The sequence below is a fragment of the Frigoribacterium sp. CFBP 8766 genome (assembly GCF_014841435.1).
Classification (GTDB): Bacteria; Actinomycetota; Actinomycetes; order Actinomycetales; family Microbacteriaceae; genus Frigoribacterium.
In genome coordinates this window covers 87,551-111,055 of the sequence record NZ_JACYTX010000002.1, presented here as the reverse complement: position 1 = coordinate 111,055, position 23,505 = coordinate 87,551, and the positions used below count along the sequence as shown (strand labels likewise).

18 protein-coding genes are annotated in these 23,505 nt (G+C 73.6%); 14 read left to right on the top strand and 4 right to left on the bottom strand.

Annotated features, from left to right (window positions below; all coding sequences use genetic code 11):
• Positions 1-83 precede the first annotated feature (83 nt).
• Entirely contained in the window at positions 84-479 is a 396-nt protein-coding gene (locus IFT90_RS06405) for a hypothetical protein (RefSeq protein WP_192041521.1), read from the top strand.
• A 198-nt stretch (positions 480-677) separates the two neighbouring features.
• Here IFT90_RS06405 and IFT90_RS06400 read toward each other — a convergent pair whose 3' ends face one another.
• Positions 678-1,796 carry an SDR family oxidoreductase gene (locus IFT90_RS06400; protein WP_192041520.1) on the bottom strand — a complete coding sequence of 373 codons (1,119 nt, stop codon included), beginning with the start codon at positions 1,794-1,796 and terminating at the stop codon, positions 678-680.
• 122 nt (positions 1,797-1,918) lie between these two features.
• Here IFT90_RS06400 and IFT90_RS06395 point away from each other — a divergent pair, with 122 nt between their 5' ends.
• The 4 genes from IFT90_RS06395 to IFT90_RS06380 all read left to right on the top strand — a co-directional run bounded on the left by IFT90_RS06395 (position 1,919) and on the right by IFT90_RS06380 (position 7,324).
• The gene (locus IFT90_RS06395) at positions 1,919-2,587 is read left to right on the top strand and encodes a T6SS immunity protein Tdi1 domain-containing protein (protein WP_192041519.1); all 669 of its coding nucleotides are present in this window, start codon (positions 1,919-1,921) and stop codon (positions 2,585-2,587) included.
• Between the two features lie 10 nt (positions 2,588-2,597).
• Positions 2,598-4,433 (top strand): threonine/serine exporter ThrE family protein, encoded by a 1,836-nt coding sequence (locus IFT90_RS06390; protein WP_244644832.1) that lies wholly within the window; start codon positions 2,598-2,600, stop codon positions 4,431-4,433.
• 158 nt (positions 4,434-4,591) lie between these two features.
• Complete coding sequence (locus tag IFT90_RS06385; protein ID WP_199861735.1) at positions 4,592-5,389, top strand: excalibur calcium-binding domain-containing protein; 798 nt, start codon at positions 4,592-4,594, stop codon at positions 5,387-5,389.
• A 147-nt stretch (positions 5,390-5,536) separates the two neighbouring features.
• Entirely contained in the window at positions 5,537-7,324 is a 1,788-nt protein-coding gene (locus tag IFT90_RS06380) for a DEAD/DEAH box helicase (protein ID WP_192041518.1), read from the top strand.
• Between the two features lie 176 nt (positions 7,325-7,500).
• Here IFT90_RS06380 and IFT90_RS06375 read toward each other — a convergent pair whose 3' ends face one another.
• Positions 7,501-7,854, bottom strand: a complete 354-nt coding sequence (locus tag IFT90_RS06375) for a hypothetical protein (protein WP_192041517.1) — start codon at positions 7,852-7,854, stop codon at positions 7,501-7,503.
• Positions 7,855-8,047: 193 nt separating this feature from the next.
• Here IFT90_RS06375 and IFT90_RS06370 point away from each other — a divergent pair, with 193 nt between their 5' ends.
• The 3 genes from IFT90_RS06370 to IFT90_RS06360 all read left to right on the top strand — a co-directional run bounded on the left by IFT90_RS06370 (position 8,048) and on the right by IFT90_RS06360 (position 9,469).
• Positions 8,048-8,404: a hypothetical protein gene (locus IFT90_RS06370; RefSeq protein ID WP_192041516.1), complete on the top strand. Its 357-nt coding sequence runs from the start codon at positions 8,048-8,050 to the stop codon at positions 8,402-8,404.
• Positions 8,405-8,577: 173 nt separating this feature from the next.
• Positions 8,578-8,877 (top strand): hypothetical protein, encoded by a 300-nt coding sequence (locus IFT90_RS06365; RefSeq protein ID WP_192041515.1) that lies wholly within the window; start codon positions 8,578-8,580, stop codon positions 8,875-8,877.
• A 109-nt stretch (positions 8,878-8,986) separates the two neighbouring features.
• The gene (locus IFT90_RS06360; RefSeq protein ID WP_192041514.1) at positions 8,987-9,469 is read left to right on the top strand and encodes a very short patch repair endonuclease; all 483 of its coding nucleotides are present in this window, start codon (positions 8,987-8,989) and stop codon (positions 9,467-9,469) included.
• 93 nt (positions 9,470-9,562) lie between these two features.
• Here the strand turns inward: IFT90_RS06360 and IFT90_RS06355 are convergent, their stop codons facing one another.
• Positions 9,563-12,982 carry a TM0106 family RecB-like putative nuclease gene (locus IFT90_RS06355; protein ID WP_371812162.1) on the bottom strand — a complete coding sequence of 1,140 codons (3,420 nt, stop codon included), beginning with the start codon at positions 12,980-12,982 and terminating at the stop codon, positions 9,563-9,565.
• 202 nt (positions 12,983-13,184) lie between these two features.
• Entirely contained in the window at positions 13,185-14,051 is an 867-nt protein-coding gene (locus IFT90_RS06350; protein ID WP_192041513.1) for an AraC family transcriptional regulator, read from the bottom strand.
• 128 nt (positions 14,052-14,179) lie between these two features.
• Between IFT90_RS06350 and IFT90_RS06345 the strand changes: the two genes are divergently transcribed.
• From IFT90_RS06345 to IFT90_RS06320, 6 genes are all read left to right on the top strand, one after another.
• Positions 14,180-17,605, top strand: coding sequence for a DUF5107 domain-containing protein (locus IFT90_RS06345; RefSeq protein ID WP_192041512.1), 3,426 nt, complete (start codon positions 14,180-14,182; stop codon positions 17,603-17,605).
• A gap of 9 nt (positions 17,606-17,614) precedes the next feature.
• Entirely contained in the window at positions 17,615-18,628 is a 1,014-nt protein-coding gene (locus IFT90_RS06340) for a substrate-binding domain-containing protein (RefSeq protein WP_197980372.1), read from the top strand.
• 81 nt (positions 18,629-18,709) lie between these two features.
• On the top strand, positions 18,710-20,254 hold the full coding sequence (locus IFT90_RS06335; protein WP_192041511.1) for a sugar ABC transporter ATP-binding protein: 1,545 nt from the start codon (positions 18,710-18,712) through the stop codon (positions 20,252-20,254).
• Positions 20,255-20,268: 14 nt separating this feature from the next.
• A complete protein-coding gene (locus tag IFT90_RS06330; RefSeq protein WP_192041510.1) occupies positions 20,269-21,318 on the top strand; it encodes an ABC transporter permease in 1,050 nt (349 codons plus the stop codon).
• 3 nt (positions 21,319-21,321) lie between these two features.
• Positions 21,322-22,497 (top strand): zinc-binding dehydrogenase, encoded by a 1,176-nt coding sequence (locus tag IFT90_RS06325; RefSeq protein WP_197980371.1) that lies wholly within the window; start codon positions 21,322-21,324, stop codon positions 22,495-22,497.
• Complete coding sequence (locus tag IFT90_RS06320) at positions 22,494-23,456, top strand: DUF4380 domain-containing protein (RefSeq protein ID WP_192041509.1); 963 nt, start codon at positions 22,494-22,496, stop codon at positions 23,454-23,456. The genes IFT90_RS06325 and IFT90_RS06320 overlap by 4 nt, the downstream gene beginning before the upstream one ends.
• Positions 23,457-23,505: the final 49 nt, after the last annotated feature.

The following is a 23,505-nucleotide window of genomic DNA, read 5'->3' as shown; positions in this document are numbered from 1 at the left end:
CGCGCGCTGCCTCCGAGCTGTCCGACGCACGTTGCCTCCGAGCTGCCTGACGATCGCTCGCGAGTGCGGCGTACGGTCGCCGCATGGACGAGACGACACCGACCGACCGCACGCCCGAGCGCGACGCCGCAGAGCTCGCACTCGCGATCGTGTCCCAGGCCGCCGCCATCACGCAGGGCGACGACGAGGCGCTCGACGCCAGCGACGACAACCTGCGCGAGGTCATCGCCGAGCAGGCCGACGAGCCTCTGACCGAACAGCAGGAGGCGGTCGTCTCGACCCTGGGAGCCGCTGGAGGCAGCCTCGCGGCCGGCCTCAGCGCAGCCCTGGCCGAGGCGCGCGGCGTCGACGCCACCGTGGTGCTCGGCGCCACGGCGCAGTCGATCCTCGCCCACGCGGACGACGTGCCCCTCGCGGAGGGCGCCCCCCGCCTCGACGACGCGTCCGACGGCCCGGCGGACGACCCGCGCCTCCCCTAGTCGCCGGCCCGCGCCTCCTCGACTTAGCCCGCCTTCCGCAAATGCCGACCATCGGCAGCGCATCTGGCTTCCACCACCCGGAAAAACCACTATTGCGGGTGCGACGGTCGGCATTTGCGGTCCCGCGGCGCGTCAGACGTCCCGAGCCGGTGTGGAGTCCGGAGAGCCCGCGGGCCCCGCGGGCGCGGCGCAGCCGCCCTACGGCACCAGGTGTGCCGCGCGGTACCGGTCGAAGAGCTCGGTGAACGCACGCTCGGTGCGGCGGAACCCGACGAACCCGGCCTCGCGGCTCTTGCCCATGTCGGTGACGACCTCCATCTCGCGGCCGAGGTCGGCGTCGGTGTGCCACCACGACGCGACGCGCGCGAGGTCCGGCTCGACCAGGCCGTGACGTGCGGCGAGCGCCGCCCAGTCGTCCTCGCGACCGGCCATCTGCACCTCGAGCGGCTGCGGCGCGCCCGACGGCCCGGAGACCAGCGACGCGTCCACGCCGAGGTGCGCGGCGAGGCGGGGCCACATCCAGCGCCAGCGGAACACGTCGCCGTTGACGACGTTGAACGGCTCGTCCGCGCCGGCAGGGTCGGTCGACGCCCAGACCATGTGGTCGGCGAGCAGGCCGGCGTCGGTCATGTCGGTGAGCGAGTTCCACTGCGTCTCGCTGCCCGGGAACACGAACGGCAGCCCGTGCTCGCGGCTCAGCGCGGCCGCCGCGGCGATCGTGAGGCCCATGTTCATCGCGTTGCCGACGGCGTAGCCGATCACGGTGTGCGAGCGGTGCACCGACCAGGTGAAGCCCTGGCGCGCGGCGGCGGCGAAGACCTCGTCCTCCTGCGCGTAGTAGAAGTTCGGGGTGTCGAGGCGGGGCTCCTCCTCGTGGAACGGCGTGTCGGGCATCTCGCCCGCGGCGTACGCCTCGAACGGGCCGAGGTAGTGCTTGAGGCCGGTGACCAGGGCGACGTGCTGCACCGGCGCGTGCGCCAGGGCGGCGAGCAGGTCGCGGACCATGCCCGCGTTGACCGCGATGTTCTCGGCCTCGGTCTCCTGGCGCGACCAGGCCGTGAAGAAGACGTGGGTCGGGCGTTCGCCGGCCAGCGCCTCCTGCAGGCTGTCAGCACTGCGCAGGTCGGCGGCGATGCCGCGGACGCCGGGGGCCGAGGAGGCGCGGCGCGACAGCGCGAGGACGTCCCAGCCGTCCGCCGTGAGGCGCTCGACCAGCGCGGTGCCGGTGATGCCGCTCGCACCGACCACGAGCGCGGTGCGCGGGGCGGAGGTGGAGGTGGTCGAGGGGTCAGGGGAAGTGGTGTCGGCAGAGCTCATCCGTGGTGCAACCGGCCCGGCGCCTGTGCATTCCCGCAGGTGGGTCCTGCGCTCGGGCGGACCACCTCCTGAGTTCTCGTCAGCTCTCGACGGGCGCGCGCGGTCCCCCTAAGCTCACGCGAATGAGGAACCCGTTCCGGCGCTCGACGACGAGCCCCCAGGACACCGCGGTCGCACCCGACAGCGCGCCTGCCAGCACCCCCGCCGGGCCGGCGCCCGAGCTGGTGGCCGCGCCTGCTGCCGACCCCGCCTCCGGGCCCGGGGCCGAGCCCGCGTCCGGCTCGCCCGGCTACCACCTCCTCCCGTCGCCCCGGCCCGTCGGCGACCTGCCCGGCTGGGAGGGGCTGCACCGCTCGTATACCGACGTCGTCGGCTACTCGCACCTGGGGCACGTGTTCCTCCACGACCGGCGGCAGGGCACCTTCGGGGTGCTGCACCCGTTCCGCGACGCGTTCAAGGACTACGGCCGCTTCGACTCCCTCGAGCACTTCGACGCCATGGTCCTGTCCGACGAGGGCTTCGACGAGTTCGTCCTCCGCCGCCCCCACCTCGACGAGGTCGCCCGCCGCACGGGTCCCCTCGGTCCCGACCAGGTGTACGTGCCCGTGCCGTACCCGTTCCTCGGGGGCGACGAGTCGCCCGACAGCTACGACCGCGGCGACGTCTGGACGTTCCTCAGGATCGTCCCGCAGATGTTCGCCCGGCAGCGGGCGCAGGAGGCGGAGGCCGAGTCCGCGGGGGACGCGCCGGTCGCCGACGGTCGCAGCGACTCGCCGGGCGCGCCTGCCTAGACTCGTCCCGATGTCCGAACGCCCCGCCTCCGACCGACCTGCCGACCGCGACGGGACGCCGACCCGGGCGGGCACGCCTGGCTTCGCCGACGGCCCGCGGGCGTACGACCCGCCGCCCAGGCGACCTGCGGCGCCCGAGGCGGGACCCGCCGCCGACGGGTCTGCTCCCGTCGGCGCCCCGGGGACCGCCCCCGACGTGCCCGGCAGCAGCCCCGCCGGCCAGGGCACGCACCAGGAGGTGCCGGGGACCACCCGGGACCCTGCGGCTCCCTGGATCCCCACCTACCGGACGCCGCCGAAGGCCCCGGCCAAGGCGTCGGGGCGGGGTGCGCCCAAGGCGCCCCCGGCACCGCGTCCGGCGCGCGTCCGCCGTCGTCGGGTCGACGCGCAGGAGATGCGCGACGTCCGCGCCCGCCTGCGCGGCACGATCTACGAGGGCACGACGCCCGCCCACGGCCACCTCGGCGACCTCTACTCGCCGCGTCAGATCGTCGACTTCTGCCTCGACCTCGGCGAGGTGATGCTCGCCTCGGGCGCCGACGTCCGCACCGTCGAGGTCGCGATCGTCGCGGTCGGCACGAAGTGGAACCTGGCCCCGCTCGAGCTCGACATCACGGGCACCGCGATCACGGTGCAGTACACGCCCGTCGAGGGCCCTCCCCTCGTGAAGATGCGGGTCGTCGCGGCCGAGGGCAGCGATCTGCACCGGCTCTCGCTCGTCTACCAGATCGTCGACGAGCTGCTGCACGACGAACGCGACATGACGAGCGCCGTCGAGGGGCTGGTCACGGTGCTGCGCTCTCCCCCGCGCTGGCCGACCTGGATCACGGACGCGGCCATGGGCCTCTTCGGCGTCTCCGTCTCGCTGCAGGCCGGCGGCTCGCTCGCCGGCGCGGCGGGGGCCTTCGTCCTGATGGTCGGCGCGATGGTCCTCGGGCGCTGGCTCACCCGCAAGGGCATCCCGAACTTCTTCATCGTCGCCCTGCAGTCGGCGAGCGTCGCCGCCGTGGGGTCGCTCGCGATCTGGGCGGGCGCGGTCGGCGCCGGCAGCGCCGCCGCGATGGTGGCCGCCGTGGTGGTGCTGATCCTGCCCCACGTGACGATCGTCACCTGGGCCCAGGACGCCATCTCGGGCTTCCGCGCGATGGCGTTGTCCCGGGCGCTGATCATCGCCCTGATCGTGGCGGGGATCGCCGTGGGCATCCCCGGCGGGCTGGCCCTCACCTCCGGCCTGTCGATCGAGGTCGACCCGACCGACATCACGCTCCGGACCCTGCCGATCTGGCTCCTCCTCGTCACGACCTTCTTCGCCGCGTCGGCGACGGCCGTCACGCAGGGTGCCAACGCCCGCGTCGTGCCGGTCGCCATCGGCGTAGCCCTCGTCGGCACCGTCACCCTGTGGTGCCTGAAGCAGCTCGAGGTGCCCCTGCTCGGCGCGACGTTCCTGGTGGCCACCCTGCTCGGGGCGCTCAGCACCGTCATCGCGGCGCGCCTGCGCGTCTCGGCGACGGCCATCGCCGTGCCTGCCTTCTGCGGCTCGCTCCTGCCGTCGCTCGCCGTCGCCTCCGCGCTGCTCAACGTCATGGCGGGCACGGGCGGAGCAGCGCTCGACGTGGTCGGCTCCGTCTCGACGACGCTCGCCATCGGCGCCGGCCTGGTGCTCGGCAGCCTGCTGGCCACCCCCGGCGCGCGGCGCTCGCTGCGGCGCCGGGTGAAGCGCGTCGTCGTCCAGTCCGAGCGGCTCGACACCTCGCCCATCAGCATCGTCGGCCCGCAGACGCCGGCGCCGGGGACGACCGGCTCGGCAGGCGCGGGTGGTTCGGAAGGCCCGGCCACCGGCGCCTGACGGGTGCAGCGAGCGGCGCCTGTCACCGAGATGCGCTCGTGGGCATCTAGTGTCAATCGACCCCCGAAAGGGGGTGCCACCGCGGTTGGCGGACGTCGGATGCTGAGTTATCTTCACTAGGGGTGGACCCGACCACCCGCGGATCGCTCAGGAGCGTCATGTCACAGCACACCCCTTCCCGTCCCCCCGGTCGACGACGCTCCCCTTTGCAAGTCGTCCTCCTGGTCCTCCTGGGCCTGTTCGTGGCCATGTTCCTCGTCGTAGGGATCGCCACCAGCGGAGTTCCCGGCTTCCTGGTCTTCGCAGGCCTCTTCGTTCTCCTCTTCGCCCTGTTCACGGTGATCACGGGCCGAGGAGGCCCCCTCTTCCTTCGCTCTCGCAAGACGGCGGCCGGAGTCCTTGCGCTGTCCCTGATCGCGACAGGCGTTGGGGCGACCCTCTTGCCCGCGTCGGACGCGACGGCAACGGCAACCGGGTCGTCCGAAGCAGCAGGCTTCGCAGCAGCGTCTTCTCCGGATGCCGACAGCACAAAGAAAGCAGCTGCGAAAGCCGAGGCCAAGGCTGCTCGGGAAGCCGAGGCCGCAGCGGTCGCGGAACAGGCCGAGGCCGACCGCGTCGCCGCCGAACAGGCAGCCACCGCGCAGGCAGAAGCCGAACGCGTCGCGGCTGAGCAAGCGGCCGCAGCCGCCGCGCAGGCTGAAGCCGAACGCGTCGCCGCCGAGCAGGCCGCCGCAACGGCCGCTGCAGCTGCACAGGCAGAAACCGAGCGGGTCGCGGCAGAGCAGGCCGCCGCTGCCGCTCGTGCTGCAGCACCAGCCCCCGCCGCCCCGTCATCCGCCTACTACAAGAACTGCACCGAGGCCCGAGCCGCGGGTGCGGCTCCGGTCTACGCCGGCGGACCCGGCTACGGATCACATCTCGATCGAGACGGAGACGGGGTCGGCTGCGAGAACTAGGGGCGCCTCGACGGGAGGTGCCCGACGGGCGGCTCGGGCTCCGGCCGGCCCGACCGGCGGCGCCTGACCTGCCTCGCCGGGCGCGTCTCGACGACCCGCCAGCGCCGAGCGGCCGTGGGAGCAGCCGCAGTCCTCTACCCTTGCAGGATGAGCGACACCACCGAGAACGACACGATCGACGCCGATGCACCCGAGATCGGTCCGACGTTCTCGGACCTGGGTCTGAGCGACCAGGTGCTCAAGGCGATCAAGGAGATCGGCTACGAGACCCCCTCCGCCATCCAGGCGGCCACCATCCCCACCCTGCTCGGCGGACGCGACGTCGTCGGCCTGGCCCAGACCGGCACCGGCAAGACGGCTGCCTTCGCGCTGCCGATCCTGTCCCGACTCGACGTCTCGGCCAAGAAGCCGCAGGCCCTCGTCCTCTCGCCGACGCGCGAGCTGGCCCTGCAGGTCTGCGAGGCGTTCGAGCAGTTCGCCAGCGGCATGCGCGGCGTCCACGTGCTGCCCGTCTACGGCGGCCAGGCCTACGGCGTCCAGCTGAGCGCGCTGCGCCGCGGCGTCCACGTCGTCGTCGGCACGCCCGGCCGCATCATGGACCACCTGGCCAAGGGCACCCTCGACCTGAGCGAGCTCAAGTACCTCGTGCTCGACGAGGCCGACGAGATGCTCAAGATGGGCTTCGCCGAGGACGTCGAGACGATCCTCGCCGACACCCCCGACGACAAGCAGGTCGCGCTCTTCTCCGCGACGATGCCGCCCCAGATCCGCCGCATCTCGAAGCAGTACCTCAACGACGCCGAAGAGATCACGGTCAAGGCCAAGACCACGACCTCGGTCAACACGACCCAGCGCTACCTGATGGTGTCGTACCCGCAGAAGGTCGACGCCCTCACCCGCATCCTCGAGGTCGAGGCCTTCGAGGGCATGATCATCTTCGTCCGCACGAAGAGCGAGACCGAGACCCTCGCCGAGAAGCTGCGTGCCCGCGGCTACACGGCCGCCGCGATCAGCGGCGACGTGGCCCAGGCCCAGCGCGAGCGCACGGTCGGCCAGCTGAAGAGCGGCAAGCTCGACATCCTCGTCGCGACCGACGTCGCCGCCCGCGGCCTCGACGTCGACCGCATCACGCACGTCGTCAACTACGACCTCCCCATCGACACCGAGTCGTACGTGCACCGCATCGGCCGCACGGGCCGTGCCGGCCGCAGCGGTGCGGCGATCAGCTTCGTCACCCCCCGTGAGCGCCGCCTCCTCGGCGCCATCGAGAAGGCGACGCGCCAGCCGCTCACGCAGATGCAGCTGCCCACCCTCGAGGACGTCAACGTCACGCGCCTCGCGCGCTTCGACGACCAGATCACGGAGGCGCTCGCCCAGGAGGCGCGCATCAGCGCGTTCCGCGACATCATCGGCCACTACGTCGAGCACCACGACGTGCCCGAGGCTGACGTCGCCGCCGCCCTCGCGGTCGTGGCGCAGGGCGAGACGCCCCTGCTGCTCGACCCCGCCGACGAGCGTCCGGCTCGCCGTGACGATCGTCCGGCCCGCGACGACCGCGGCGCAGGATCCGGCTCGCGCGACGACCGTGGCGGGCGCTCCGACCGCGGCGACCGTGCCGAGCGCGGCCCCCGCACCTCGAAGCCGATGACCGCCTACCGGATCGAGGTCGGCCGTCGTCAGCGCGTCGAGCCCCGTCAGATCGTCGGCGCCCTCGCCAACGAGGGCGGCCTCAGCCGGGACGACTTCGGAGCGATCCAGATCCGTCCCGACTTCTCGATCGTCGAGCTCGCCTCGGACATCAGCCGCGACATGCTCGACCGCCTGGCCGACACCCGCATCAGCGGCACGCTGATCGAGATCAAGCCCGACCGTCGCAGCGGCGGCGCGCCCCGTCGCGACGGCGACCGCGACCGCGACCGCAAGCCCCGCTACTAGGCGCTGCGGCCGCGCCGGCCGGCTCCTGCGCTGGATACGCGAAAAGGGACAAGACACCTTCGGGCCCGAGGGTGCCTTGTCCCTTTTCGGGTGTTTCCCCTGCCCTGACCAGCGCGAGAGCCACAGAGCCGGCCTGAGGGCAGGAGGTACGGCGCGTGCGCGGGCCGTGCAGGAAGCTACGCGGCGCGCTGGCGACGTGCGCGCACCTGGCGCCGCACGAACTGGATCACGGCGAGCACGACCATCGCGGGCACGAGCACCGACAGGAGCCCGCTGAGCCCGTTCTCGAGCATGCCGAGCGACACCATGTCGTCGGTGACCTGCCGGGCGCCGACGAGCAGAGCGACCCCGACGAGGGCCGTGACGAGCGACAGCACGGCAGCGAGCCCGAAGACCCGGAGGCCGTCCCCACGCACGATCTGGATCAGCCCGTCGAGCAGGAACGACCCGATGAGCGGCAGCGCGACCGCCAGGAGCAGGACTCCCACGATCATCAGCAGCAGGCCCATGAGGCCGGTGGCGTCGAACACACGACCCCCCTCTCGTCGCAGCGACCCTAGCGACGTCGTCTGGGCGACGTCTGCCGTCCAGCCGTGAGCGAGCCCAGGAGCGCGACCCGCGCCTCCTCGGCCCCGGTCAGCAGGTGCGGGAGACGACCAGGCAAGATGGTCACGCGACCTTCGTCGCGCCTGCCTGCTCCGCCCCGATCCCGTGAGGACCGCCGTGAACACCCAGCCCGAGGGCGTGCCCGCCCTGTTCGGCATCGTCCAGCTCGCCCTGACGCTCGGAGCCGTGGTGCCGCTGGCCGTGGCCGTGCTGGCCGTCGTGCTCTTCGTGCCGAGGCAGAGGAGGCGCGCCACGGCGGACGACGCCCGTCGCCTGCACGACCTGGCTCGCGTCGGCCTGCTCGGCTCCGGCCTCGCGACCGCGGCCCTGCTCATCGGCCGGCTCGTGACGTCGGCGTCGGGCGGCGCCTCGTTCGTGTCGGGGGTGTCGTCGCCGCTGCTGGTGGTCGCGGTGCTGACGGTGGTCGTCTCCGGGGTGCTGTTCTTCGTGGTGGCGCCCAAGCCGCAGGACTGAGGCTCGCGACTCGGCCCGGCGCCTCGACGGCGCTCTGGCCGGGCGGCTCAGCCCCGGGGAGGAGACTCGTGCAGCCCGGTGTCGCATGATCCGACCGGTCTGTATCGTTGCGCGGCATGGACTCCCCGACGCCCCCGCCGTCGCCGGCGCCGTCTCCGGCAAGGCGTCGCCGTGTGCGCGTCGCCCGTGTCGTCGCCGTGCTCGGCGGCCTCGTGGGCGTCACTGCGGCGATCCTGCTCGTGAGCGTGCCGTGGTCCGTGCCGGGGCCGATCGTCGCCGCGACGGCGCTGGCGGTGACGGTGCCGACGGCGGGTGCGGTCGGAGCCGTCGCTGCGGTGACGACGGTGCTCCCCTCGAGCGAGCCGTCGGAGCACGAGGCCGTCGACGTCGCCCTGCTCGTCGTCGACGTCGCCATCGTCATGCTCGTGCTGCCGGGCGTCTGGCTGGTCGGCGTCCTGCTCGGCGGCCCCTGAGGCCGGTTCTGGCCTGCCGTTCCTCCTCCGAGCGACGCAGCCGTCGAGTGTCCACAGGCGACGCCGCCCGGGTGGGGTCGGGCGTCTCCTCGCCCTAGCGTCGTCATCCATGCCCTCCTCGTCGCACCCAGGGCGACCCACGACCGACGAGTTCGACTCGGACGCGGCGACGCGTCTGCGGATGAGCCGGATCCGCCGCCGCGACACGAAGCCCGAGTGGCTGCTGCGGAGGGCCCTGCACGCCCGCGGCTGGCGCTACTTCGTCGACCGGCCGGTGCGGGGCGTGAGCCGGTGCCGGCCCGACCTGCTGTTCCCGCGCCTCCTGGTGGCCGTCTTCGTGGACGGCTGCTTCTGGCACTTCTGCCCGGCGCACACCCATCTCCCCCGGGCGAACGCGACGTACTGGCACTCGAAGCTGCTCGCGAACCGGCAGCGCGACGCCCGTCACGACGCCGAACTGACCAGGGCGGGCTGGCGAGTCGTCCGCGTCTGGGAGCACGACCCCGCCGACGTCGCGCTGGCGACAGTCGAGGCCGTCCTCGTCGCCGCGCAGCGCGCCCGAGCCGCCGCCGCGAGGCGCCCGGCGATGTGAGAGCGACACGACGACGTGGTCTTCCGCGTCGTTCTGTCGCGTTCGCGTCGACTGACCCGGTAGCTGGTCCGGCTAGCCCGGCTGGCCGCCCGGCTAGCTGTGCGCACCGCCCTCGACGAGCTCGATGAACCGCGACAGCAGCCCGAGACCGGCGATCGAGGTCGGCATGGACGACGCCAGCGCAGGCGAGTGCACGAGCCACGCCGCCCACTTCGCCCGCGAGATGGCCACGTTGAGGCGGTTCGGCATCAGCAGGAAGTCGAGCCCGCGCGGGATGTCGGCCGCCGACGACGCGGCGAGCGAAACGATCGCGACGACGGCCTCCCGGCCCTGGAACAGGTCGACCGTGCCCACGGTCGTGCCGGCGTAGCCCGCTCGGTCGAGCAGCTCGCGGATCACCGCGCCCTGCGCGTTGTAGGGCGCGACGACGATCACGTCGTCATCGGTCAGCGAGCGGCTGCCGTGCTCGTCGGTCCAGCGGCGGCCGACGACGTCTCGGACCAGGTCGACGACCCGCTCGGCCTCGTCGACCGACGACGTCGTGTCGCCCGCGTGCACGACCGGCGCGACGTGCAGCCCCGGCTCGACGCCCTCGAGCAGCCGGGACGGAGCGCGCGACTCGAGCTGCCCCGCGTACGAGAGCCGTGACACCGGCGCCGTCACCGCGGGGTGCATCCGGTACGTGCGCGACAGGAAGTACCCGAGCTCGGCAGGCAGCACGTCGTGTCCGTCGGCCACCCAGCCGAGCGCCGACTCGTCCACGGGCTCGGGATGCGAACCCTGGCTGACCTGGGGCAGCTGCTGCGGGTCGCCGAGCAGCAGGAGGCGCAGGGCCGCCACCGAGGAGGCGATGGTCGGGGCCAGCGAGAACTGCCCGGCCTCGTCGACCACGAGCAGGTCGAGCGACCGGCGGGCGATCGTGTCGCCGTTGGCGAAGGTCCACGCCGTGCCGCCGACGACGCCGCCGGTCTCGCCGGCCCCGGCGAGGAAGCCGGCCACCGCGGCGCCGTCCTTGACCGGGGTCCAGGCCGCCGCCTCCAGCGTCTCGGCGTCGGTGCCCTTCTTGGGCACCTTGACGACGCGCGACGGGTCGACGCCCTTGGCGACGACCGCGTCGAGGAAGTTCTCGACGACCGCGTGCGACTGCCCGACGACGCCGACGCGCCAGCCGTGCTCGCTCACGAGGCGGGCGACGACGGTCGAGCCCACGTAGGTCTTGCCCGTGCCGGGAGGGCCCTGCACGGCGAGGTACGAGCGGTCGAGCCCGAGCAGCGTCCGGGTCACGGCCGCCACGGTGTCGTCGCCGACGACGGGCGCGACTCCCCCGCGCGGCGGGACCCGGCGCAGCAGGTCGAGCGCCGGGTCCGGTCGCATCGCCGGCAGCTCGTCGAGCAGGGCGCGGCCCCACTCCGAGATGGCCTCGGGCTGCGGGGCCGCCCGCGGCGGTGCGGCGGGCGTCAGCGCGAGCGGGAACTGGTGGTGCGGCTCTCCGCCGCTCGCCAGCGACTCCTTGACGAGCAGGGCGACGCTGTCTCCGTCCGCGTCGACGTCGAGCACCGTCGCGCGGGCGGTCGCCCCGCGGAGGCCGGGCCCGGCCGCGCGGACGGTGGGCGGCAGCGGGGCGTCGTAGACGAGGTGCGGCGACGGACCGCCCGCGCTGAGACGGCTGCCCGGCCCGAGCGAGCCGACGAGGCGCAGGTCGCGCGAGAGGGTGCGGGCCCGCGGCAGCTTCTCCCAGTCGCGGACCACCTCGGCACGCTCGACGACGAACACGTCACGGGTGTCGCCCCACTCGTCGACCGGGCCGCGCAGGCGGTCGAAGTGCTCTTGCCAGAACGTCTTGGCCTCGCGCCGGTGGTAGTCGATCGCCGCCGCCGCGAGCGCGAGCGCCGTCTGGTCGGCGTCGCGGTCGAGCGGGTCGACGTCGGCCAGCAGGGCGGTGAGCTCGACGTAGACGGGGTCGGGCTCGGCCTTGACGCGCTCGTCGTCGACGAGCGGCAGCAGGTCGTCCGAGGCGTCGACGTCGGTGGTCGCGGCGAAGCCGAGCAGCCAGTCGCGCAGCCGCAGGGTCGAGCGGCAGTCGTACTCGTTGTAGTCGGCGACCTGGTCGAGCCGGGCCTGACCCGAGGGGTCGCCGGCGCGGAGGGCAGTGATCGCCTCGACGTACGCCGTGATGCTGTCGGCGGCGTTCACGACCCCAGCGTCGTCGCGCAGGTCGGCGCCCATGTAGAGGGGCTCGAGCTTCTTGACCGAGTAGCTGCGCGAGCCGACGAGCAGCGCCTTGCGGACGATCGGGTAGAGGTCGACGAGCACGCCGTCGCGCAGGAGGTCGTCGATCTCTTCCTCGCCGACGCCGTGGCGGGCGGCCAGCGACAGCAGGTGGGTCCGCTCGTAGGAGGCGTAGTGGTAGACGTGCATGCCCGGGTGGGCCGCCCGCCGCTCGCGCAGGTAAGCGAGGAACGCGACGAGCGCACGTCGCTCTTCTCGGAGGTCGTGCGCCCAGAACGCGGTGAACCGCGCCTCCTGGTCGACGAGGCCGAAGAGGTAGTCGAGGCCCCACACGCTGCTGTCGCCCTCGGTGTAGAGCGGGTCGCCCTCGAAGTCGAAGAAGACGTCGCCGGGGTCGGGCGCAGGGATCGCGGCGAGCGCCCCGGCGTCGACGAGACGCACCTCGGGTCGGCCGTGCTCGCTCGCCAGCTGCAGCTGCGCCTGCCCCCGGAGGCGCGCGAGGGCCGCGCCGCCCACGCCCGGCACGCCGCCGGTGCTGACCGCCAGCTCGTCGATGCTGTGCACGCCGGCGTCGTTCAGCCGGGAGCGCTGCGTGAGCGTCAGCCCGGCGACCAGCACGAGGTCGCGGTGCCGCTCGACCTGCGCGGAGCACTGCGAGCAACGGCCGCACGCGGTGACGCCCGGGGCGCCCCAGGCCAGGGGCTCGGTCGCGCGCACCCGCTCGGCGACCACGGCCCGGAGCTGCGCCTGCTGGGCCCGGAACACGGGCGAGATGTCGGCCAGGTCGTGGGTCGACCGCGACCCGTCGCCGAGCACGAGGTGCACCTGCGCGCCCACCCGGATGCCGAGCGCCTCGATCTGCTCGGCGTAGGCGGCGAGCTGCAGCAGCGCGGGGATCTTCGCGTGCCGGGCCAGCTTGGTGTCGTACACCTCGTACTCGCCGGCGTCGTTCCGCACCAGGAAGTCGCTGAACCCGATGAACGACCCGTCGAAGAACGTCGCCTGGTAGAGCACGTCGGCCCCGGCCCGCATCGCGTCGGCCGCCGCCCGCGCCGCCGCGGGGTACTCGTCGCGGGACGGCCGCTCGAACTCGACGACGTCGTGGGTCGCCCGCAGCTGCGCGAGGAACCGCACCTCGTGGTCGTCGCCGAGCCGTGCCGTGCGATCGAGCATGGCGTCGACCTCGTCGACCACCGCGTCGATCCGCCCGAGCTTCGCGTCGAGCCGGCGCAGGAACGCCCATTCGCACGCGGCCCAGGTCGTGAGGTCGGTGGGGCTCGTCACCACGGTGTCGTCGGCGATGTAGATGGGGGCCTCCTCGTGCAGGTCCGGCCGGGCGACGAGCGTCGCGGGGCGTGCTCGACACCGTAGCGGCCGCCGCCGACACGACCCGGCAGCAGGCTCGGCAGCAGGCTCGGCAGCAGGCCGGGCGGCAGGTCGGGCGGGACGCCGGTCCGCCCGCCCGTCGGCAGCCCGACCCGGTGCCTCAGCCCTTGCGCTGGGCCCGGTACGCGACGGGCGTGAGCCCGTGCACGGCCCGGAACTGCCGCGAGAAGTAGAAGGGGTCGACATAGCCCACGCGGTCGGCCACGAGCCCGACGGGCAGGTCGGTCGTGTCGAGCAGCTCCCGTGCACGCGCCATGCGGAGCTGCGTCTGGTAGCGGAGCGGCGTCGACCCCGTCTCCTGCTTGAAGCGGGCGGCGAAGTGCGAGGGGCTGAGCCGGGCCAGCGCGGCGAGCTCGTCGACGGAGACGCGTTCCGTCACGTGCTGCCGCAGGTACTCCTGGGCCTGCTCCACGGCGGACTCGCGGGGGCTGCCGACGCGACGCTCCGAGCAGAGCAGCGCCATGAGGTGCCAGGCGGCGCCGGAGGCGGCGAGCACGCTGGCGAACGTCTGGTCCCGTTCCATCGCCTGCACCACCTCCTCGATGAGCGCGACCACGCTGTAGACGTCCGACAGCTGCCGCACGGGAGCCGACGACGAGAGGCCCGCCACCCGGAGGAACTCCGCGAGGTCGCGACCGTCGAGGTGCAGCCACCACAACGTCCAGGGCGACGCGTCGCCCGAGCCGTACTCGTGCGGCGCGTCCGGCGGGACCACCACGACCTGGCCGGCGGCCACCTCGTGACGGATGCCGTCGACGACGCACCAGCCGGCGCCGCGGACGCAGACGAGCACGACGCTCTGCGGCACCCCCTCCGGCCGGGCCATCCCGTGCGCCCTGGCCTCGGGGAAGTACCCGGCGTCGGTCACGACGAGGTGCGACGTGCCGGGCCGTGCCAGGGCCGCCCGGACGCGGGGGCGAGGCATGACGAGCAGGCGCTGCCCGGGGAAGCCGTCCTCGATGGTCATCCCGCCATCATGGATGCGAATCGTGGTTTCGTCCAGGCATGCCGCAGGATCGGGCGTTCCGGAGGCGTCGCCCGCCTCCGTACGCTGGCCTCATGCTCACCGCCGAGTCAAGGTTGACTCTTCCCCCCGTGCCCGCTGACCAGGCCTCGGCAGGCGTCGCCGCCTGGTCGGAGCCCCTCGTCGTCGACACGTACCTGCCGGGCGAGCCCGACCGGTACCCGGCCTTCCTCGACTCCCGCGTCTACCAAGGATCGTCCGGGCGGGTCTTCCCGCTGCCGTTCCACGAGAGCATCGAGCCCGAGAAGCAGCCGCATGCCTGGGACGCGGTCCACCTCGAGAACCCGTGGCTGCGCCTCGTGATCCTGCCCCAGCTGGGCGGGCGGATCCACGTCGCCTACGACAAGACCGCCGACTACGACATCTTCTACCGGAACAACGTCGTCAAGCCCGCCCTCGTGGGCCTGGCCGGTCCGTGGATCTCCGGCGGCGTCGAGTTCAACTGGCCCCAGCACCACCGCCCCGCGACGTTCCTGCCGACCGACGTGTCGATCGAGCGCGAGGCCGACGGGGCCGTCACCGTCTGGTGCTCCGACCACGACCCGTTCGCCCGCATGAAGGGCATGCACGGCATCCGCCTCCGGCCCGACTCCTCGCTGATCGAGGCCCGCGTGCGGTTGTTCAACCGCAGCGACGAGACGCAGACGTTCCTCTGGTGGGCGAACGTCGCCGCCGCCGTGGGCGACGACTACCAGTCGTTCTTCCCCACCGACGTCCGTCACGTCGCCGACCACGCCAAGCGCGCCGTCGTCGACTTCCCCCGGGTCGCCGGCGAGTACTACGGCGTCGACTACCCCGCCCGCGTCGACGCCGACCGCCCCGACGCCGACCGCCTCGACTGGTACCGCAACATCCCCGTGCCGACCTCGTACATGGTCACCGCGACCGACGACGACTTCTTCGGCGGCTACGACCACGGCCGCCGTGCCGGCTTCGTGCACTGGGCCGACCGGGCGATCTCCCCCGGCAAGAAGCAGTGGACCTGGGGCGACGCGCCCTTCGGCTGGGCCTGGGACGACAACCTCACCGACTCCGACGGCCCCTACGTCGAGCTGATGGCCGGCGTCTACACCGACAACCAGCCCGACTTCTCGTTCCTCGCCCCGGGCGAGACCAAGACCTTCAGCCAGTTCTGGTACCCGATCACGGAGATCGGGCCCGCGCACCAGGCCACGCGGGACGCCGCGATGCGCGTCGACCTCGTCGGCGCCGGCAGCAGCGACGGCGCCCCCGTGCTCCGCGTCGGGCTCGCTGTGACGCACGTCCACGACGAGGTCGACGTCGTCGTCCTGTCTCGCGACGGCTCGGTGCTCGACCGGCACCGCGCCTCCGTCGCCCCGGGCCTGCCCGCCGTGCTCGACCGCCCCCTGCCCGCCGGCACGATGCTCGACGAGCTCGTCGTCGAGGCCCGCGCCGACGGGCGCCTCCTCGTGGCTGTCGACGGCCGCGACGTCCTCGCGCAGCTCGACGCAGAGGCGCGAGCGGCCGACGCGAGCGACGCAGACGGAACGGACGAGACGGACGCCGCCCCGGCCGCCGCCGTCGCCCCGCCCGCGCCCGCCGACGTCGCGACCGTCGACGAGCTGTTCCTCGTCGGCCAGTACCTGCAGCAGTACCGGCACGCGACGCGCTCGCCCGAGCCGTACTGGCGCGAGGCCCTCCGCCGCGACCCCGGCGACGTGCGCGTGAACGTCGCCCTGGCGACGCGGCTGCACGACGCGGCCCGCTACGACGAGGCCCTCGCCCTGCTCCGCACCGCGGTCGCGCGGCAGCTCGCCTGGGCGCCCAACCCGGCCGACGGCGAGCCCCTCTACCGTCTCGGCCTGACCCTGACACGGCTCGGCCGCACCGCAGAGGCGAAGGAGGCGCTGGCCAAGTCCGCCTGGAACGCGGCCTGGGCGGCCCCCGCGTCGCTGGCCCGGGCCCGGCTGCTCGGACGCTCCGACCCGGCCGCGGCCGAGCCGCTGCTCCGCGACGTGCTGCGACGCGACGCCGACAACCTGCAGGCACGTGACCTCCTCGCCCTCGTCCTCCGCGCGCTCGACCGGCGCGACGAGGCCGACGCGCTCCTCGACGAGACGCTGGCGCTCGACCCGCTCGACCAGTGGGCGCGACACCTGGCGGGCCGCGTGCTCTCGGACGACGCTCCCACCCTGCTCGACGTGGCGCTCGAGTACGGCTCCGCCGGCTGGCTCGATGAGGCCCTCTCGGTGCTCGACCTCGCCCAGGCGCAGCTCCCCCGGACCGCGCAGGGGCAGGTGAACGTCGGTCCCCTGCTCGGCTACCATCGCGCCTCCCTGCTGGCCCGTGCCGGCCGCACGGACGAGGCCCGTCGTGCGCTCGTCGCGCTGCGCGCGGTCGACGCGACCCGCTGCCTCCCCTCCCGGCTCGACGACGTCGCCGTCCTCGTCGAGGCCGTGCAGGTCGTCCCCACGGACGGCCTCGCCTGGTCGCTGCTGGGCAGCTGGCTCTACGCCCACGGCCGTGGGACCGACGCCGCCGACGCCTGGCGTCGGGCGCTCCTGGGCGACGTCGACGACGCACAGGCTGCGGTCGCCGAGCGCAACCTCGGCATCGCCGCCTACAACGTCGAGCACGACCCCGAGCTGGCCGCGACGCACTTCGAGGCCGCCCGGCGCCGTCGTCCCGACGACTCCCGGCTGCTGTTCGAGGCCGACCAGCTCGCCGAGCGCCGCGGCACAGCCCCGGCCGACCGCCTCTGTGCCCTCGAGCTGCGTCCCGACCTCGTCGACGAGCGGGACGACCTCAGCGTGGTCCGGGCCCGGCTGCTCACCCTCGTCGGCCGGCACCACGACGCGATCTCCGCAGTGGCGGCACGTCGGTTCCAGCCCTGGGAGGGCGGCGAGGGCCAGGTGCTCGGCGTCTGGGAGGCAGCCCAGCTGGCGGCCGCCGGCGAGGCACTCGCGGCGGGTGACGCCGCAGAGGCTCGTGCCCGGGTCGAGTCCGCGCTCGAGCCCCCGGCGAGCCTGGGCGAGGCACGTCATCCCCTCCAGACGACGGCGGGGCTGCACCTCGCCCTCGGCGACTCCCTGTCCGCTCTCGGCGACGACGAGGGGGCTCGCGCCGCCTGGCAGCAGGCCGCGGCCGCCACCGGCGACTTCGCCGGCATGGCGACCCAGGCCTTCACCGAGCGGAGCGCCGCCGCCGTCACCGCGCTGACCCGCCTCGGCGCGGACGGCGAGGCTCGTGCGCTGCTCGCCCGGTTCGACGCCTTCGTCGACGAGCTCGCCGGGACCCCGGCCGAGGTCGACTACTTCGCGACCTCGCTGCCGACGATGCTGCTGTTCCAGGACGACCCGCAGGACGTGCGCGACGCCGAGGTGCAGCGGCTCCGCGACGTGGTCGGCGACCTGCGGACCGACCTCGGGACCGACCTGCCGCGTCGCTCCTCCCCTGTCTCCCCCGCTTCCCCCGTCTCCACACCCGACCCGACCGCCCCCGCGATCACGACCGGCGACGACGCCGGTCGCCCCTAGGAAGGAACCATGACCATGACGACACGCACCAGGACGCGACGCCGCGTCCTCTCCGCGGCCGCGCTGCTCGCGGCCGCCGCCGCCCTCGCCGGCTGCTCGATCCCGACCGCCGACGGCGGCGAGGGCGGGGCCGAGCGGATCGGCGCCCTCTACCTCGACTCGCAGGGCTTCTACGGAGGCGTGAAGAAGGGCGTGCAGGACGCGGCCGACGCCGACTCCAAGAACGTCGACTTCCTCGAGTCGACCTCGGCGGGCGACGTCTCGAAGGAGAGCTCGTTCATGAACACGCTGACCTCCTCCGGCGTCAGCGCCATCATCATGTCGGCCGTCTCGACAGACGGCAGCGTCCCCGCGGTGCGCCAGGCGAGCGAGGCCGGCATCCCGGTGATCTGCTATAACACCTGCGTCAGCGACGACGCCGTCGACCAGTACGTGACGGCCTGGGTGCTCGGCGACCCGCTGAAGTTCGGCGGCGACCTCGGGAAGCAGGCCGCGGCCTACTTCACCGAGGCCGGCATCACGGCACCCAAGATGGGCGTCATCAACTGCGAGCAGTACGAGGTCTGCCAGCAGCGCTACAAGGGCTTCTCCGAAGCCCTGACCGCCGCGCTGCCCGGCACGGTCTTCGTCGCCAACCAGGAGGGCGCCGAGGTCGACACGGCCGTCTCGACCGCCGAGCAGATGCTCAGCGCGAACCCCGACCTCGACGGGCTCTACGGCGAGGCAGGAGGCGCGACCGTGGGTGCGTACAAGGCGGTCCAGACCCGCGGCCTCACCGGCCAGGTCGCCGTCTTCGGCTCGGACATGACGTCCGACATCGCGGCTGAGCTGGCCGACGGCTCCGTGCTCAAGGCGGTCGTCGACATCAGCGGCATCGAGGCCGGCAAGCTCGCCTTCGCCGCCGCCCAGGACGCGATCGACGGCAAGACGCCCGACGAGAAGGTCGTCGCCGCGCCGATCGACCTGTACCTGCCGGCGGATGCCGCAGGCTGGTCCGAGACCCACCCCGACGGCCTCCCCTGATCGGCAGGAGGAGCACGGCGACCCGTCGGGCTCCTCCTCGTCCGCTCCCCCTCTCCACCACCCGATCCACGGAGGATCCCCTTGTCAGAGTCGACAGCCGCCACCCCGGCCGTGCCGCTCGATCCCGAGCGCGATCGCGGCGCGCCCATCGCCGAGGCCCGAGGCGTCAGCCAGGTCTACCCCGGCGTCACCGCCCTCGACGGGGTCGACTTCGCCGTCCACGCCGGCGAGGTCCGCGCCCTGCTCGGCCAGAACGGCGCCGGCAAGTCCACGCTGATCCGCCTGCTCAGCGGCGTCGAGACCCCGACGACCGGCGAGGTGCTGCTCGGCGGTCAGCCGCTCGGCGACGGCGGGGTGACCGCCGCCTCCGCCGCCGGGGTCGCCACCTGCTACCAGGAGCTCAGCCTCGTCCCCGGCGTGACGGTCGCCGAGAACCTCGCCATGGGCCGCTGGCCCCGCGGCCGGTTCGGCATCGACACGCGCGCCATGGTCGAGCGGGCCCGCGCCACGTTCGCGCGCCTGGGCGCCGACATCGACGTGCACGCCGAGGTGGCCGGGCTGACGCTCGCCCAGCAGCAGATCGTCGAGATCGGGCGGGCACTGCAGGACGACCCGCGCCTCCTCATCCTCGACGAGCCCACCAGCGCCCTGGCGGCCGCCGAGGTCGACCTCGTGCTCGACACCGTCAAGCGGCTCGCCGCGCAGGGCGTCGCCGTGCTCTACGTGAGCCACCGGATGGACGAGATCCGGCAGATCGCCGACACCGCGACGGTGATGCGCAACGGGAAGGTCGTCGAGACCGTCTCGATAGCGGGCAGCGACACCGCCCACATCATCGAGCTGATGATCGGCGCCGACCCCGAGGAGCGCGCCGTCGCCACCCGCCCGGTGACCTCCGGAGAGGTGCTGCTCAGCGTGACCGACCTCGACGTGGCGCCGAAGCTCCGCGGCGTCAGCTTCGAGGGCCGTGCCGGCGAGGTGCTCGGCATCGCCGGGCTGCTCGGCTCGGGCCGCACCGAGCTGCTGCAGGCCATCGCCGGGTTCCGCCCGGCCGCGGCCGGCACGATCGCGATCGCCGGCTCCGTCGTCGACCGGCCCACCGCCTCCCGCATGCTCGCGCTCGGCGTCGGCATGACCCCGGAGGACCGCAAGGGCCGCGGCGTCGTGCCCGGTCTCGGCATCGACGAGAACATCGTCATGAGCGACTTCGCGAAGGTCAGCCGAGGAGGCGCGCTGTCGGCCGGCTCGATCGCCACCGCCACGAGGGCCCTCGCCGAGAAGCTCACCATCAAGGCGCACGACCTGTCGCGCCCGATCAGCACCCTCAGCGGCGGCAACCAGCAGAAGGCCGTGATCGCCCGCTGGCTGCACGCCGACAGCCGTGTGCTGCTGCTCGACGAGCCCACCCGCGGCGTCGACGTCGAGGCGAAGGCGCAGATCTACGAGATCATGCGCGCCGTCGCCGACACCGGCAAGCTCGTCGTCTTCGTCTCGAGCGAGATCGAAGAGCTGCCGCTCGCCTGCGACCGCGTCCTCGTGCTCCGCGACGGCGGGCTCCGCGAGGAGTTCCGCGCCCCCGACATCTCCCTGCCCGTGCTGCTCCAGGCCTGCATGGTCTCGAGCTAGAGAAGGACGACCCGATGACCACCACGCTCGACCCCACGACCGCCCCGGCCCCGGGACGAGGAGGCGCGCCCCGCGACTCCGCCCTCGGCCGCGTCCGCGACGCGTTCCGCCGCAACACCACCCTCGTCAACATCGTCGGCCTGCTGGTCGCGATCGTGCTGCTGTACCTCTACCTCATGTTCAACGCGGTCGGCTTCTTCACGATCGCGAACCAGAGCGGCCTGCTCCGCGACGCCGCCCTGATCGGCATCGCCGCCACCGGCATGACCCTCGTGATCATCGCCGGCGAGATCGACGTGAGCACCGGCCCCGCCGTCGCCCTGTCGTCGGTGATCGTGGCCGTCGCGATGACGCAGTGGGGCCTGCCGGCCCTGCTCGCCATCCTCATCACCCTCGTGGTCGGGGCCGGCTGGGGCGCTCTCGCCGGCGTGCTGCGCGCCCGGTTCCTCGTGCCGTCGTTCATCGCGACGCTCGGGCTCTGGAGCGTGCTGCGCGGCCTCGGCCAGTTCGGCACCGACGCCCTGCCCGTTCCGCTGCCGCTCGACGAGCCGGTGATGCCGTTCCTCACCGGCACGATCGTCGGCGTGCCGACCCCGGCGGTCATCATGATCGTCGCGTTCCTGGTCTTCGCGTTCGTCGCCCGCAAGACCGCCTTCGGCCGCTCGGTCTTCGCCATCGGCGGCAACGCCGCGGCAGCACGCCTGGCCGGCATCAAGGTCGCCCGGGTGCGCGTCATCCTGTTCGCGATCATGGGCATGCTCGGCGCGCTCAGCGGCGTCCTGCTCGCCGCCCGCCTCGGCTCCGGCAACGCCGGCGCGGCGAACGGCCTCGAGTTCGACGTGATCGCCGCGGTCGTCATCGGCGGCACGGCCATGTCGGGCGGGCGCGGCAGCCTCGTCGGCACGTTCCTCGGCGTGATCTTCATCACCCTGATCGGCAACGGGCTCGTGCTGCTCGGCGTCGACTCGTTCCTCCAGAGCGTCGTGCGCGGTGTCATCATCGTGCTCGCCGTCCTCCTCAACGTCACCCTGTCCCGCAAGCGCGGGTCGATCGAAGAGAGCTAGGCCATGACCACCACCGCACCCTCCCCCGCCGGCGCGACGGGCACCTCTTCGTCGCTGCCCGACACCATGCAGGGCGTGTTCTTGCCCGGCGACCGCACCGCCGAGCTGCGCACCCGCGACGTGCCGACGCCCGGCCCCGGCCAGGTGCTCGTGCAGGTCGGCGCCAGCGGCATCTGCGGCAGCGACATCGGCTTCATCTACGGCGGCTACAAGACCCACAAGGGCCTCGACGGCGCGCCGGCATACAAGGGCGTCGTCGCCGGGCACGAGCCCTCGGGGCGCATCGTCTCGGCGGGGCCGGGCGTGACCCGCTTCGGCGTCGGCGACGACGTGATCGTCTACCACATCCAGGGCTGCGGCCGGTGCCGCAACTGCCGCTCCGGCTACTTCATCAGCTGCACCGACCAGCCGCACAAGGCCTCGTACGGCTGGCAGCGCGACGGGGGCCACGCCGAGTACGTGCTCGTCGACGAGTCGACCTGCGTGCCGCTTCCCGACGGCCTCTCGTACGTCGACGGCGCCCTGATCGCGTGCGGCTTCGGCACCGCGTACGAAGGCCTCCGCCGCACGGGCGTGCACGGCGGCGAGGACCTGCTCGTCGTGGGCCTCGGGCCCGTCGGCCTGGCGGCCGCCATGCTCGGCCGGATGCTCGGCGCCCGTCGCGTGATCGGCGTCGAGCGCTCACCCGAGCGCATCGAGTTCGTCCGCGCCACGGGCCTCGTCGACGACGTCGTGCTCGCCGACGCCGACGCCGTGTCGGCCGTGCTGGCCCTCACCGACGGAGTCGGCTGCCAGGTCGCCGTCGACTGCTCGGGCAGCACGCCGGGCCGGTCGACCGCGGTGGAGGCGGCGGCCGAGTGGGGCCGCGTCGGCCTGCTGGGCGAGGGCGGCCGGCTCGAGACCGAGGTCTCGGACACGCTGCTGCACAAGCAGCTCACCCTCACTGCCTCGTGGGTGACGTCGCTGCAGGGCATGGAGGACGTCGCGCGGATGATCGCCGAGGGCGGCCTCAGCCCCGAGATCGTGGTGTCGCACCGCCTCCCGCTGGGCGACGCCGACGAGGCGTACCGGATCGCGGCCGCTGGGGCGACCGGCAAGGTCGTGCTCGTGCCGGACGGCGCTCCCGTGCGCGAGGAGCCCGCGTCGCGGACGACGACCGTCGGGCACGCCGCCTCGTGACGGTCGTCGTCGAGCGGACCGGGCGGGCCGACCTGCCCCTCCTCCGTGTCACGACCGACGAGCTGGTCCTGGCCTTCGCGCCGACCCGAGGCGGGCGGCTCCTGTCGCTCGTCGCGGGCGGCCGTGAGCTGCTCTGGCAGAACCCCGAGCTCGTCGGCGCGGACCTCGTGCCGCTCGTGCCGGTGGCCGACTGGCCCGCGAGCGACGGCGGCATGGACACCTGGGCGAACCTCGGCGGCTCCAAGACCTGGCCGGCGCCGCAGGGGTGGTCGGGGCCGGACGAGTGGGCAGGCCCGCCCGATCCCGTCCTCGACTCGGGTCCGTGGACGGCAGAGTGGGAGGCGGACGACGCCGAGGCGACCGTGACGCTCACCAGCGGCGACGACCCGCGGACCGGGCTCCGCGTCGTCCGCGAGTTCCGCCTCCTCGACGGCACGTCGTCGTTCACCGAACGGGTCACCTTCACGAACACCTCGGGGACGAGCCGGCGCTGGGCGATCTGGGAGGTGTGCCAGGTCGACACCGGCGGGCCCGACGGCCGAGCCGCCCGCGACGCCGTCGTCGTCGTCCCCCACGTCAACGAGGCCGTCGAGCTCGACCTCGGCACGTACGAGGGCGAGCTGCACAGCACGCGCCGCGGCCGCGACGTGGCCCTGCCGCTCGGCACCGGCGTCGCGAAGCGAGGCTACCCGGACGCGTCCGGGTCGGTCGAGCTGCACGGCCCCGACGGGCTCGAGATCGGCCTCGCGACGGCGCCGGACGGGGCGGGCACGTGGCCCGACGGAGGCTCGAAGGTCGAGGTCTGGCTGCAGCGGCCCACCGCCGCCCCGATCGAGTCGCTGGAGGGCCTGCACCCCTCCGCCCACCTCGTCGAGCTCGAGGTGCTCGGACCGCTGACGACCCTGGCTCCGGGTGCGACGGCGACCCTCGACGTCGAGTGGAGCACCGCGCGGCTCTGATCTCGTCCGGTCGGCGGGTTCCCGTGCCGTGCGGCGGGTCGCCGTGCAG